At 41.2% G+C, this 13,170-nt stretch carries 19 protein-coding genes; 5 read left to right on the top strand and 14 right to left on the bottom strand.

Annotated features, from left to right (window positions below):
* Positions 1–294: 294 nt before the first annotated feature.
* From LKD36_RS12085 to LKD36_RS12075, 3 genes are all read right to left on the bottom strand, one after another.
* Positions 295–726, bottom strand: a complete 432-nt coding sequence (locus LKD36_RS12085; RefSeq protein ID WP_227589475.1) for a hypothetical protein — start codon at positions 724–726, stop codon at positions 295–297.
* Between the two features lie 7 nt (positions 727–733).
* Positions 734–946, bottom strand: a complete 213-nt coding sequence (locus tag LKD36_RS12080; protein ID WP_227589476.1) for a sporulation initiation factor Spo0A C-terminal domain-containing protein — start codon at positions 944–946, stop codon at positions 734–736.
* Between the two features lie 150 nt (positions 947–1,096).
* The gene (locus LKD36_RS12075) at positions 1,097–1,414 is read right to left on the bottom strand and encodes a helix-turn-helix domain-containing protein (protein WP_008688152.1); all 318 of its coding nucleotides are present in this window, start codon (positions 1,412–1,414) and stop codon (positions 1,097–1,099) included.
* Positions 1,415–1,593: 179 nt separating this feature from the next.
* Here LKD36_RS12075 and LKD36_RS12070 point away from each other — a divergent pair, with 179 nt between their 5' ends.
* Complete coding sequence (locus tag LKD36_RS12070; protein WP_008688150.1) at positions 1,594–1,800, top strand: DUF6219 family protein; 207 nt, start codon at positions 1,594–1,596, stop codon at positions 1,798–1,800.
* A gap of 76 nt (positions 1,801–1,876) precedes the next feature.
* Here LKD36_RS12070 and LKD36_RS12065 read toward each other — a convergent pair whose 3' ends face one another.
* The 5 genes from LKD36_RS12065 to dinB all read right to left on the bottom strand — a co-directional run bounded on the left by LKD36_RS12065 (position 1,877) and on the right by dinB (position 4,807).
* A complete protein-coding gene (locus LKD36_RS12065) occupies positions 1,877–2,248 on the bottom strand; it encodes a hypothetical protein (protein WP_055059686.1) in 372 nt (123 codons plus the stop codon).
* 9 nt (positions 2,249–2,257) lie between these two features.
* A complete protein-coding gene (locus LKD36_RS12060) occupies positions 2,258–2,830 on the bottom strand; it encodes a hypothetical protein (RefSeq protein ID WP_227589477.1) in 573 nt (190 codons plus the stop codon).
* Positions 2,831–3,080: 250 nt separating this feature from the next.
* On the bottom strand, positions 3,081–3,320 hold the full coding sequence (locus LKD36_RS12055; RefSeq protein ID WP_054335621.1) for a hypothetical protein: 240 nt from the start codon (positions 3,318–3,320) through the stop codon (positions 3,081–3,083).
* A 12-nt stretch (positions 3,321–3,332) separates the two neighbouring features.
* On the bottom strand, positions 3,333–3,545 hold the full coding sequence (locus LKD36_RS12050) for a LexA family protein (RefSeq protein ID WP_117457280.1): 213 nt from the start codon (positions 3,543–3,545) through the stop codon (positions 3,333–3,335).
* Between the two features lie 14 nt (positions 3,546–3,559).
* Complete coding sequence (dinB, locus tag LKD36_RS12045; protein ID WP_138344134.1) at positions 3,560–4,807, bottom strand: DNA polymerase IV; 1,248 nt, start codon at positions 4,805–4,807, stop codon at positions 3,560–3,562.
* A gap of 192 nt (positions 4,808–4,999) precedes the next feature.
* On the opposite strand from dinB, the gene LKD36_RS12040 reads away from it, so the two are divergent.
* Both LKD36_RS12040 and LKD36_RS12035 read left to right on the top strand, forming a co-directional pair.
* Positions 5,000–5,734: an XRE family transcriptional regulator gene (locus LKD36_RS12040; protein ID WP_117457278.1), complete on the top strand. Its 735-nt coding sequence runs from the start codon at positions 5,000–5,002 to the stop codon at positions 5,732–5,734.
* A gap of 57 nt (positions 5,735–5,791) precedes the next feature.
* On the top strand, positions 5,792–5,992 hold the full coding sequence (locus LKD36_RS12035) for a helix-turn-helix transcriptional regulator (protein ID WP_054335619.1): 201 nt from the start codon (positions 5,792–5,794) through the stop codon (positions 5,990–5,992).
* 58 nt (positions 5,993–6,050) lie between these two features.
* On the opposite strand, the gene LKD36_RS12030 is transcribed toward LKD36_RS12035, so the two are convergent.
* Positions 6,051–6,482 (bottom strand): flavodoxin family protein, encoded by a 432-nt coding sequence (locus tag LKD36_RS12030; protein ID WP_054335660.1) that lies wholly within the window; start codon positions 6,480–6,482, stop codon positions 6,051–6,053.
* Positions 6,482–6,853 (bottom strand): MmcQ/YjbR family DNA-binding protein, encoded by a 372-nt coding sequence (locus LKD36_RS12025; protein WP_054335618.1) that lies wholly within the window; start codon positions 6,851–6,853, stop codon positions 6,482–6,484. Before LKD36_RS12025 ends, LKD36_RS12030 begins: the two co-directional genes overlap by 1 nt.
* Positions 6,854–7,102: 249 nt before the next feature.
* Between LKD36_RS12025 and LKD36_RS12020 the strand changes: the two genes are divergently transcribed.
* Together LKD36_RS12020 and LKD36_RS12015 are read left to right on the top strand one after the other, a co-directional pair.
* Positions 7,103–7,426: a MobC family plasmid mobilization relaxosome protein gene (locus LKD36_RS12020; RefSeq protein ID WP_015528451.1), complete on the top strand. Its 324-nt coding sequence runs from the start codon at positions 7,103–7,105 to the stop codon at positions 7,424–7,426.
* Positions 7,393–8,772, top strand: a complete 1,380-nt coding sequence (locus LKD36_RS12015; protein WP_118721484.1) for a relaxase/mobilization nuclease domain-containing protein — start codon at positions 7,393–7,395, stop codon at positions 8,770–8,772. The genes LKD36_RS12020 and LKD36_RS12015 overlap by 34 nt, the downstream gene beginning before the upstream one ends.
* A 15-nt stretch (positions 8,773–8,787) precedes the next feature.
* Here LKD36_RS12015 and LKD36_RS12010 read toward each other — a convergent pair whose 3' ends face one another.
* The 4 genes from LKD36_RS12010 to LKD36_RS11995 all read right to left on the bottom strand — a co-directional run bounded on the left by LKD36_RS12010 (position 8,788) and on the right by LKD36_RS11995 (position 13,061).
* Complete coding sequence (locus LKD36_RS12010) at positions 8,788–9,024, bottom strand: hypothetical protein (protein ID WP_015528449.1); 237 nt, start codon at positions 9,022–9,024, stop codon at positions 8,788–8,790.
* Between the two features lie 123 nt (positions 9,025–9,147).
* Complete coding sequence (locus LKD36_RS12005) at positions 9,148–9,516, bottom strand: metal-dependent transcriptional regulator (protein WP_015528448.1); 369 nt, start codon at positions 9,514–9,516, stop codon at positions 9,148–9,150.
* Between the two features lie 11 nt (positions 9,517–9,527).
* Positions 9,528–11,276, bottom strand: coding sequence for an ABC transporter ATP-binding protein (locus LKD36_RS12000; protein WP_015528447.1), 1,749 nt, complete (start codon positions 11,274–11,276; stop codon positions 9,528–9,530).
* The gene (locus LKD36_RS11995; RefSeq protein ID WP_138344132.1) at positions 11,277–13,061 is read right to left on the bottom strand and encodes an ABC transporter ATP-binding protein; all 1,785 of its coding nucleotides are present in this window, start codon (positions 13,059–13,061) and stop codon (positions 11,277–11,279) included.
* Between the last annotated feature and the right edge of the window lie 109 nt (positions 13,062–13,170).

The following is a 13,170-nucleotide window of genomic DNA, read 5'->3' as shown; positions in this document are numbered from 1 at the left end:
CTCGTTTCAAATCCAGAAGGCGGACCTCTGTTTAGGATCATGCCTGCTCCGCCTTTATCCTGCCGGGATACGCCCGCAGTTATTGGCTGAGAAATTCAGGCACGAAAAAAGCCCCAGTAGTTTTTTCTTAACTACTGAGGCTTTCGTCTCTTTCTTGTATTCAATTATCTATGCCTTCTTTCATCAGCATAATCATTGTATCAGGATAAAGTTCACAAAGTATCCGCAATATATTCCCATAAGTTCATATCATTATTGGAATCGTACATATTTCAGTATAAAAAGTTCACCGTGTTATTCTTCTACTTCTTTTCCATCTATATATAGTTGAAATTTATCAGGATTATTGACTACATCATAGTCCTTTCCGTATTCTACAGGTCTGTATTCAGCTGTCATTACCGATTCCCCTTCTTCAATATTCTCTTTCCATAAATAGATGTTCATATCAAGGCTCGTCGCATATCCCCTGTCTGTGGAGAATTTTGTCGAATGAAAAGAATCATCCTTGTACATCTGCAAAAGTTCTCTTGCAAACGCTTCTCTATCCTCAATATTTTCCCGGTTAGCGACCACAGTTAAATTTTCATCCCGATTTACGGAAAATGTTCCTACTACATCCGGTTCACCTCCCTTATGACCGGATTCAGATTTCCAACAAATACTTCCTGTAGCAATTATCAAGATTACTGCTCCTGTAATCACTGCAATTATCTTTTTCTTCATATTTTCATTAATTTCCTTTTAATTGTTTTACTGCGAAATTGATTACTTCTTCCGGTGTGGGTCTGTTTCCTTTAAGTGTCATTTTCTTCCATTCTTCCTGGACATCCGGATCAGGATTATCAAATCCTGCATCTATGGCTATCTGCATTTCTCTGCGTACTTCTTCTGGTGTTGTGTTGTACTTTTCTGCAATCTTCTCATAAATAGTTTTCTCTCTCATTCATTTTCCTCCAATATACAAGTAGAATTATATCTTGTTCTATAGAACTAATTTAGCATATTTCTATTGTCATGAAAAGACACTTTACAACTTAAAGCTGAATAAAAGGTCAAAAAAAGAAGAGCTACTTGCTCTTCCCAGTTTGTCATATTACTCTTCCAATAATGTATGGATTACTTTGATAATTTTTTTCTGCTCTTTGATCGGAAGTTTTTCTATTTTCTCTGTCAGCTCATTGGTAACACCTGTAACTGAATGTGCCACAACATCAATCAAAAGAGTATCTGCAGAAACATCTAATGCATTTGCAATTGCAACAAAGGTATCCAATTTTGTAACTTTCAAACCTCTCTCTATTACACTCACATGCGTCGGGCTTAAATTTACTAATGCAGCCAGTTCCTCTTGCGTGAGATTTTTTGCTTCTCGTGCTGATTTGATTCGCTGTCCTACTGCTTTCAAATCCATCGTAACACCTCCTCCAGAACGAATAATCGTTCTGAATTTAGTATACTTGTGGATATCTTAAATATACAGAATCGCAAAGCCAAGTTCTAATTCTACAGAACTATATTCAAAGTTTTTCTTTGCATTTTCGTAAAAAAGCGTTATGATTGAATCAGTTAAATCAAAGGAGGTATCAAATCATGAAATCACATAAATACTGGTCCTTAGGCGCACTTTTCTGTATGTTGGGATGCATTTATTCTGGAATCAAAAAATCTATGACTGCACATAAATACTTTGCCTATTCTTCATTGCTTTGTATGGGCATGTCCATTTATTCCGGTCACAAACTGGTTTCTCCAAAGAAGAAAAAAATCACTGAATCAAATAATAGTGAGAATAGTTAAATAAAAAATTGACCTTTATTCATCAAAGACAAAGTTGCTGGAGAATATTTTTTCTCTCCAGCAACTTTCTTTATCTTTAAGCCATTGAGATACAATACTGTCCAATCAGCTTCATCCAACTATTATATTTATTCTTTTCACACACCTTTCGGCAAATTTCATTTTCCATCAATACACAGAACATCTTATCATAATCAAATGCCCAAACAGCACCATTCACATGGTTTTCCACTGCTTTCTGATCTATGCTTTTCAAGCGTGTGACCATTTTTTCAATTTCTCCATTTCCCAAGTTACCGATATTTTTGCAGATAAACCGAAAGAAATTCAACGTTGCATATTCATCATGCCAATGGAACTCTTCTGGATTGTTTTTAATTTTACTGGCTCTCAGCTGTTCTTTGATTATCTGAGCAGCTACACCTTTCATCGAATCTTCGTATCTCATATTATTCACCTACTCTTCCTCAACGCCCAGTGACGGTTTAAATCTTTTATCCTTTGCCTGCGGTACCACGATCTCATAAAAATAAAATCCTAAATACCCAAGTGCCTGCTTCTTCATTTTATAAAAAGAAGTCCTGCCTATTCCTAACTCCTGTTGTACTTCCACATCTGTCTTATTATAATGACTGCAAAAACAGGAATGAAGGATTTCACTGAGCATCACACCATTCGGTGCATAGAACTTCACCAAAGTCATTCCCCGATAGATCATGTCCGACAATCCATAAATAATCATCAGATTATTCATCTCCCGGTGCATCTTTGGCACATTCAGCTGGTTGTTATAAATGCTCAGATAACTCAATGCATATGCCATATCTTCATTGATTTTCTCCTGGCATTCCATATCCAGTTCTTCTAACACAATTTGATTTTCCAAAATCAATTTCTGATAGCTTGTCATCAGTTCCTTGATATCTGTATAATGTCTCTCCATCGTTACTTCCAGATAATCCTGTGCATGGCTTGCCATCTGGAAGGTAATCTCTTTCATTGATTTAATTGCATAATCTCTGTCTGTCATCAGTTTCAAAATCTCCTTATCATCATCACACTAACTGGCGGTCTTTCAGACCAGTTCGCTTTCCCCATGATTTTGATGGGAAGCAATTACTTACTACAACTTGCAGAAGCGGATATCCAAAAGGCATTGTGGGAGCTGCCTTTGCTGACCGGAATCCATCTTCTTATGTAAAACCTACAGGAATATAAAGGGAAAGTGACTATCCCTGCCGGTTAATAATCCAAATAATATCGTCTATACCAATCTCTCCTTATGCTGTTTTTCTCTCCATAAACCATTTATCCACTTCATAAAACAAATGGCTTTCCTGTCCCTGTATCATACAGGTATACATCATTCCTACACCGCCTGCCTTTCTGCTGGCACATCGCTCAATTTTCAAAATTCTGTCAATGTTATATTTTCTTCCATCTTCCCAGGTGAAAAATATAGGAACCAGTTTTCCGTCTTTCCGAAACTCTGCCACTACATCTACATACACTTTATTCATACCGACACCTCACTATAAGATCTCTATTGCTCTTGGCGATGCCGGAATCCTTCGGATATATCCGTTTTGTTCCAACTGCTTAATTCTGGAAAAAGCAGATGACGTTGATCTTACTCCGATCAGTTTTCCAAATTCCCGAACTGTCGGCGGATATCCATGCTCCTTCGTATAATTCAAAATGCACTGATAGCTTTCTTCCTGTTTTCTGGTTAATGTCTGTTTCAAATCTATCCCTCCCATTATCCATGAAAATAACTGTGTGGATGAACTGTATGTGTACCAGCGTCCAAGTGGGATAAGACTTTATCCTGATACATAACTGCTCTCTGTATACTGAAATACCCAAACCGTCGTCTGATCTCATCTACAGTGCGATCCATCTTTTCCAATTTTTCCTGTTTCTCTTGATTACCAAAAAGTTCCAACTGGACGGGAATATCATCCAACACAAGATCTACTGCTCGAATACCAAGGCTTCTGATTGGATGCTCCCATTTATAATAATCCTTAAACAATTGAAATGCTGCTGTAACAATCTCATCTGTTATATTTGTTGGATGATGTAATTGTTTCTGCCTCGAAAAACGAAACAAGCCATTGTCTCGGACCGTAATTTCTATCGTTTTGCATTTAAAACCATGTTTTCTTAATCTTGCTGCAACGCTTTCTGCCAGTGCCATCTGAATGATCCAGACATCCAGATCATCTTCTAAATCTCTTGGAGTTGTGGTACTATTACCAATTGACTTCACCGGAGCTGTATACCCATCTTTGCAAACTGGATCATCGTCCCAGCCATTTGCAAATGACCATAACACAATTCCCATCTTTCCAAAATGGCTTTCTAACATTGCTTCATCACTTTCTGCAAGTTCCCCAATGGTTCGAATCCCCAGCTTCTGAAGTTTCTTCCGAGTCTGTCTTCCAACATAAAGCAGATCCGATGCAGGAAGCTGCCAAATCATACTTTTATAATTCTCCCGGTTAAACTCTGTAATCGCATCTGGCTTTTTGTAATCTGAACCAAGTTTCGCATAAATCTTATTCCAGGAAATTCCAATACTTACCGTTACACCCAGTTCGTATTTAATCCGATGGCTGATTTCTCTTGCAATCGTTATTCCGCTTCCTTTCAGATTTCTACTGGCTGATACATCCAGCCAGGCTTCATCAATCCCATATGGCTCGATCTTGTCCGTATACTCCGAATAGATTTCTCTTGCCATCTGTGAAAATCTCAAATACAAGTCCATCCGTGGTGGCACAAAAATGATTTCCGGACAAATCTGTTTTGCCTGCCATAATGCCATTCCGGTCTTTACACCTTTTCGCTTTGCAATATAATTTGCTGTCAGCACAATTCCATGTCTGGCTTCCGGATCACCGCCAACTGCAAGAGGCATTCCGGCAAATTCCGGGTGATGCAGCATTTCCACACTTGCATAAAATGAATTCATGTCGCTATGAAGAATTGTCCTGTCTCCCATTAACTCCACCACCTTCTCTCTGTTTGGTTTATTGTCTTATCAATTTCTGTATGCTTAGTATATATCTCCGTATTGGAGATAGTCAAGCGACATCTTGGTCGTACTATCTCCTTTTCGGAGATTTTTCTTGATTTTTGATTTTATTCGGGTTATAATGCATATAGAAAAATCAAAAAGAAATGAGGCGAACATATGCGTGCTTTCGGAGAAGTATTAGTAGAAAACAGAAAAAGGAAAGGCTACTCCCAGGCGGATCTGGTGGACTTACTTGCTCAGGAAGGAATTGAAGTTACTACGAAAGCAGTCTCCAAATGGGAGAATCTAACAAGAGAACCCTCCTTACACACAATCCTGACAGTTTGTCAGATTTTAGATATTGAAGATATATACGAAGAATTTTTAGGTGAAAATCCATTTGATCATGTCATGGAAAATTTGAATGAAGACGGCAAAGCTAAGATTATTGAATTTGCCAATCTTCTGCGGGCGTCCAGAAAGTATCTTCCGCATAGAGCCGATATCATTCCATTTGAAAATTATCAGCCGATTGCAGTAGAGCCAGCTTCTGCCGGTACTGGAAATTATATTGAAGACAGTGTAAAAGAAAGTTACAATGTCGGTCATCTCGCACCTGAAAAGACGGATTTTGGAATCCGTATATCTGGTGACAGTATGGAACCAATGTATCATACCGGAGATGTTGCATGGGTTCATAAACAAGACAGTATCTCCAACGGTGAAATCGGTATCTTCTATCTCAATGGCAATACCTATATCAAAGAGCTACATGACGGTCCGGATGGAGTTTATCTGGTTTCATTGAATGAAAAGTATCATCCAATCCAGATTTATGAATCTGATTCTTTTAAAATCTTTGGGAAAGTAATCGGAAAATGCAAAGGAGCAGAAATCCCTGGTTTTCATTAAAGATCAACTGCAGACTTCTAGCCTGCTCTTGCTGAAAATAATAAAGGAAGTGATAAAATGGCAATTAACAACACACTTAAAGATATCCGTGAAGAACGAAATCTCGTTCAGGCAGATCTTGCAAAAGCTGTCGGTTCTTGCAGTGATACCATCGGACGCATTGAGCGTGGTGAGCGAAATGCCTCTCTCGAAATTGCAATCCGTCTGGCACATTATCTGAAAATGCCAGTAGAAGAGATTTTTCAAATTGAAGACTGAACCGCAAATATCAGAAAACCGAGGACTGTTCCCCGGTTTTTCTTTTTCGCTAAACTATTTAGAGTCCTTTTACAAACTCAACTGCATTTTTTATATCTTTTCCATCTGGATGTCCTTTTGCTATACCACCCACCAGTTTAAATGGGCCAAATGTGTCATAGCCCTTGCATCCGAATTTTCCGATTGCTGTAGAATGCTTCTTGCCCAAAATCTGCTCTATGGATTTATAATTCGCACTTCCACCATAAGTACAGATCAGAAATACCCCTTTGTCGTCCGGTAGATTCTTCTCTGCAAATCCCAATATCGACTGATGAAATTTTGAAAAATAGATTCCTGATGCAAACCCAATCGTATCATAACTGCTCAGATCTGCATCTGGCTGTTTTACAGCATCAATCAAATCAACCTGACACTCTTCTGCAATGCTCTTTACTAATTTCTCTGTGTTTCCATGATGCACAGATGAATATACGATTACCTTTCTCATCATTCTTCCTTTCCTCTATTCCCATCAATCATATCATAGCTCATATCCAAAAAATCTAATGTCTTTGCTTCACTTACTGAACCATCCAGTAAAATTGTGATCCAGTGCTGTTTGTTCATATGGTATCCTGGCAAAAATCCAAAGGTCTGAATAATCATACTTGTCATTTCCGGATCACATTTTACATCCATAATATCGACAAATTCATTTCCTTCTAATCCTAGTTTGCATTTTTCAACGCTCATGACCACAGCATACCATTTTCCATTCTTATGTCGCAACACAGCATTATCTGGTGATTGTGCCCATAAATACTCCGGCATCGTACCATACTGTTTCTTCACATATTCAAAAATTTCTTCTTTCTTCACAATCTATTCAACTCCTGATTCTCCTGATATCCTGCCCATAATCATACCATATTTTCACTTCCCGTGCTACCTGCCAAATTCTTTTGCATTTTCCCGGTTCTCCTGACTTTAACTAATAGAGGGGTAAAACAGCAAGGACAGGAAGTGAGGATACACTTCCGGGAAATCCCAATTTAGGGTACCCTGCCCTAAATTGAAAAACGTTGAAAGCAACGATACTACTGTCCTCTCAGAAAGGAGAACCCACCAATGGCTGAAAGAAAGAGAAACAAAGAAATCCATTTTTATGTCACCGAAGAAGAAAGGAAGCTTATACGCAGGAAGATGATAGAATCAAAAACCAAAAACATGGGAGCTTATCTGCGTAAGATGGCAATCGACGGTTACATCGTCAACACCGATACCACCCCACTGAAGAAACAGTATGAGGAAATGCACAAGATTGGTGTAAATATCAACCAGATTGCAAAAAAGGTAAATACCACCGGAGATCTATATCCAGAAGAAATGCAAGAATTGAAAGAGATGGTGAAAGAATTATGGCGTATCTTAAAATCTTCCCCATTAAGGTAACTGACAAGAAAGCTCTGGACTATATTACAAATCCAGATAAGACAGATGAAAAACTGTTAGTTTCCAGTTTTGGCTGTTCCCCGGAAACTGCAGATCTTGAATTTTCTATGACAAGAGAAATGGCAAAAAAGAATGGAATGGATAAAGGCGATAACCTGGCATTTCATCTGATCCAATCATTTAAACCTGGAGAAGTTGATGCCGAAAATGCCCATCGCTTAGGTCAACAATTTGCTGACGAAGTGCTGAAAGGAAAATATGAGTACGTGATCAGCACACACGTTGACAAAAATCATATTCACAATCATATCATCTTCAACGCTGCAAGCTTTGTTGATCATCACAAGTATGTTTCCAATAAGCGGAGCTACCATAAACTCTGCAGAATCAGTAATCGTATCTGCCATGAAAATGGACTTGCCACCAGCATGCCAACCGGAGAAAAAGGTAAAAGCTATAAAGAGAACATGGAATATCATCGTGGCACCAGTTGGAAAGCCAAGCTACGTGTCGCAGTTGATAAATCAATCTGGACTTCCATCAACTATGAGGAATTTCTGCAAAAGATGCAGTTAGCCGGATATGAAGTCCGGCAGGGAAAGCACCTGTCCTTCCGTGCACCGGAGCAGAAGAACTTCACTTATATGAAATCTCTCGGAAGCTATTATTCCGAAGAAAATGTTCGCATCCGTCTGGCTAAAAATCGTAGCAAAGTAAAAACTCCAAGACATCTGTCCAGAGAAGCTCGCTTGTATATCAATATCTCCACTTATGTCACAACTGGAAATCGAGAGGGATTTGAACGATGGGCAAAGCTCAATAATCTAAAAGAGGCAGCCCGCACCTTCAACTATCTTTCCGAAAATAACTTGCTGAATTATGACGATTTCAGGCAGCATGTATCTGACATTGAAGCTTCTGTGAAAGTTGCCGACCAAAGAATAGCACAAATCAACAGTGAGCTGAGCACGCAGAAAGTCATTCAGAAACACTGCAATTCTTACCGGCTTTGTCGTAAAGTAATTGAAGATTGTAAATCTGCTAAAAATCCAAAAGCATACCGCACCAAACATCAGGCAGAATACCAGCTCCACGATTCACTAAAAAAAGAGCTTCAGGATCTCGGTATCACCAAAATCCCAAGCTCTAATAAAATCCAGAAGCGGATTGAAAATCTTGAATCTGAACAGGATGCTACTGTCCGGGAAAAACAGGAATTGCAGAAAAAGCAGAAAACCCTAGAGATCATTCAGCAAAATTTCACTGTACTGCTCGATGCTCCAGAGATCAGTTCAGACTTACTTCCGGCAAAAAAGGAACCTGTTTCTGTCACAAGAGAAAAATAAGATTGCACTGGCAACTCACTCATTTTCTTCCAAATCTTCCCAAGGTTTCAAATCCTTTTCCTCCCAGGTGACACCATACGGTGCACCTCCGGAGGTATAACCAGCAATACAGAAAAATCGGTCATCTTGCAAGATCTCTTCTTTGGTCAGATTATCTCTTGCTTCTTTTTTCCGTTTTGCTCGCCTCTGTTTCCTCTTTTGTTTCGCAACAGCTGCTTTTTCTTCCGGCGTTTTCCTATGTCCTTTTGCCATAAGTGTTTCTAGTGTAATTCCACTCTGAATGTCTTTTAGTATACGAGTTTCATACCCTGTTTCACGTTTCTCAACAATTCTATAGTATGATGAACATAAAAGATTCGGTGAATCAACATTGTACTAATACTTTTTTTCAACCGAAGTTTTCAATTTTTCAAAAGCTTCTTCACTGATTACATGTTCTATCCGACAGGCATCTCTTTCTGCAGTTTCCCGATCAACCCCGACAGCTACAAGCTGCTCCGTAAAGAACTGATGGCGTTCATAAATTTTCTCGGCAACCTCCCGCCCGGCATTAGTCAGATTGAGGTATCCATCTTCATCGACAGTCAGGAAACCGCCATTCTTTAACACACCTACTGCATGGCTGATGCTCGGTTTACTGAATCCCATGTGCCGGGCAAGATCAATGGATCGGACCATACCCTGCTTCTTTTGAAGAATCAGCACAGCCTCCAGATAATCCTCCCCGGACGCATGAATCTTCATCGGTTCCTCCTTTATGCAAGGCTCCAGCCGGAAGCCTTTTTACGGATATTTACAAAATCCTGATAAATCCCGGCTTTTGCCATAAGCTCGTCATGGGTTCCCTGTTCGCTGATCCGTCCATCAGAGATCACCAAAATCTGATCTGCCTGACGGATGGTATTCAGGCGATGTGCAATCACAAGTAATGTTTTACCCTTTACCAGCTCATTGATTGCCTCCTGGATATAGCTTTCATTATCGGTATCAACACTTGCAGTCGCTTCATCCAGAATGACAATCGGTGCGTCCTTCAAAATGCATCGGGCGATAGAGATTCTTTGCTTTTCGCCGCCGGACAGAGTAGCGCCGCCTTCACCGATGACTGTCTGGAATCCATCTGGCAGCGCCATGATAAAATCATAGCAGCGGGCTTTTTTTGCAGCCTCATAGACTTCTTCCTCGGTAGCGTCCGGTTTACCCATGCTGATATTGTTGTAAATGGTATCCTGGAACAAGTACACCCTCTGGAAAACCATGCTGATCTGTTCCATCAGTTCGGCGAGAGGTACATCCCGAATATCTGTACCACGGATTGTCACTTTGCCGGATTTCACATCCCACAGCCGCGCCAGAAGGTTCGCAATCGTGGATTTGCCACCGCCAGACGGTCCCACAAGTGCGGTCATGGTATTCTTCTGCATAGAGAAGCTGATGTTGTGCAGGACTTCCTTGTCCTGATAGGCGAAGCCCACATCGCTAAATTGTACTTCTGGCTGATCCGGCTGTGCCTGTGACAGAATATGTTGATTTCCGTTATCGGGAAGTTCGGGCTCGTCCAAAACAGCTTCAATGCGGTCTAATGCGGCATTCATCACGGTCAGTCGGGTTGCTTCTCCATAAAGAGCTTTCAGAGGTCCAAAGAGATCAAAGACAAACAGCAGCACGCCCAAAAGATAAGCCAGGGAGAGTACGCCTTCCTGATGTAAAAAAACGGATAAACCGAAGATAGCGGCAATACCCACGCCATAGAGAATGTTTAAGCCAGTGGTCCACGGTGTCATTTTCTGCTCAAACTTCGTATTGACATCCCTTGATTTTTTGAAGTTTTCCGTTAATTCGTCAGATTTTTCTCCGAGCAGATTGTAACTTTTGATAACCCCAATTCCTTCAGCAAAAGACAAGACCGCATCCGTCAAATTCTCGCTTTGGTTTTGACGCCCGACAGCCTCCTTGAAGGAAACCTTATTCATATATTTTGCAACCAGTGATGCCAGCAAGGTAATGATTACCGCAATCAGCCCAAGTCTCCAATCCAGTACGAACATAAAAACAGCTAAAACCAAAGTAGACAGCATATAGCTCATCATGTTGCCAATGGTACTCATAGAAACTTCCTCAATGAATACCATATCCGTACTGAGAACAGAGCTGATTTTTCCAATATTCCCCGATGTAAAGTAACCCATCGGCATTTTTCTTAAATGATTTCCCAACTCCATCCGTTTATCAGCAAAGATCATAAATCCAGCGGCACTTTGCAGACGGTCGCTCAAATAGTGAACCACTGTCTGAACCACTACAACAGCTAATAATCCAAGTCCGACAAACAGACAGGTCTTTCCAGTCAGCGTATTATCAGCAAACCCGGCCAAGACAATAAACGCCATGAAGATCGGCATTTTGGAGAGAATGGACTCGACAAATGCACATAGAAATGCAGCCTGAATACGGCTTTTATACCTCCCGGAGAGGTTCAGGATTCTTGAAATCAATGCAAACATTTATCTTCCCTCCTTTGCAGTAGATACTTTCCACTCGGCGCTGTCCTGAGCCGCTTTCCACAACTTTTGGTATTCTGGGCAAGCTTGAATCAGCTCCTGATGTTTTCCGGTTGCCACCATCTTTCCGTGATCCATAACGCATATTTGATCTGCGTTCATTATAGCGGGAAGTTTGTGAGCGATAACTACCAAGGTTTTTCCCTCCACCAGCTCCGCAATAGCAGCCTCCATTTTTTCCTCATTTTCTGGATCAGCATAGGCCGTAGCCTCGTCAAGCACTACAATCGGGGCATCCTTCAATATTGCCCGCGCCAGGGAAATTCGCTGGCGCTGCCCCCCGGAAAGCATTTTCCCCGCATCGCCCGCCATGGAGTGAATACCTTGCGGCAGCTTTTCCAGAAACTCCATACACCGGGCTTTCTTCGCCGCCTGCATTACTTCCTCATCGGTAGCATCCAAACGTCCAAGACGGATATTTTCCAGCAGGGAGGTGTTAAACAGGTACTGATCCTGAGCCACATAGGAAATGCGGCTGTTCAATGCCTCCAGGCTCATATCACAAAGTTTATGCCCGCCAATGGAAATGCTCCCTTTCTGCGGGTCATAGTAGTGGATCAACAGTTTTGCAAGGGTGCTCTTGCCAGAACCGGATTCACCAACTAGGGCAGTTTTTTGTCCTGCTTGTGCCACAAAGGTAATATCGTGGAGGACTTCGTTTTCCGCTATTATCGGTTTCCCATCTGGGCCAGGCTGTGTCGTCTGATACGCAAAGGAAACATGATCGTAAGAAATGTTAAAATCCTGTCCGTGGAAATCATCCTCAGCAGCTTGCAGCGGTGCCGTATTTAACATCTGTTCAAGTGCCGTGATCTTATAATTCAGATTCGGAATCGTCTCCATAAAGCCCAGTGCTTTCAGGAGAGGAATCCCAATGCTGAGGGAAAGGCAGAGGACTAAAATCAAATCAGGTAAAGTGCTTATGCCACAGAGAACAAACCATGCCCCAAGAGGCAAAGTCAGAATAACAGTGCAGGGCAGTAGACTTCCGTATATCGCCATCCAGGGCCAGGCGGCCTTATACCATGCCAAGGTATAATCCCGATAGTCCGTTACATCCTTGCGGAAGTTCTCGTAAGATTCGCTCTCCCGGTTGAAAACCTTGACAACCTCCATACCATTGATGTACTCAATGATCGTGTTGTTCATTTTCTGTGCAGACTGATAGTAGGGACCCATGCGCTTCATTCCAACAGAGTACATAATGACCATGGAGAGCAGGCTGATCGGGATAGAGGCCAAAGACATAAGAGCCAGTTTCCAGTCCGCACAAAACATAGCAACATAAATCACCAGCGGGATCAGTAAATTTGCGATACCCTCTGGGACTGAATGAGCAAGGAGCAATTCCAAGCTGTCCACATCATCGACAAACAGCTTTTTGATTGTCCCTGTCCCTTTTTCCTCCACAATGCCAAGGGGAAGTTTCTCAAACTTCTTTTGCAGAGATACCCGCAGCCGCAACAATGTGTTATATGCTGCTTTATGAGAAATTGATAATCCCCATCCATAAAAAAACGCCTGCAAAACAAGACAGATCAAAACCCCTATAACACGCAATAAAACAAATTCTGTTTCAACAGAATCGCCCATAACCAATGGCGAAATGACCTGATAGGCCAGCACAAAAGGCAGGATACCCGTAAGAACGCTGACCAGTACGACAACCGTGGCCACATACATATTTTTCTTATATGGCCCTGCGTACTCAAAGATTTTTTTGAACATAAGCCCTCCTTATATTGAGCCGTACTGTCTGTGCTTCAAAAACAAGAGGCCGCCAAAGTAAAGCGGCCTCTTATCATTATCTTTCTGTCCAGTCAAGGCGGCCCTGACA

Source organism: Hominiventricola filiformis (genome assembly GCF_020686965.1).
GTDB lineage: Bacteria > Bacillota > Clostridia > Lachnospirales > Lachnospiraceae > Hominiventricola > Hominiventricola filiformis.
Note: the sequence above shows the minus strand (reverse complement) of the source record. Positions and strands in the feature narration are given on the sequence as shown.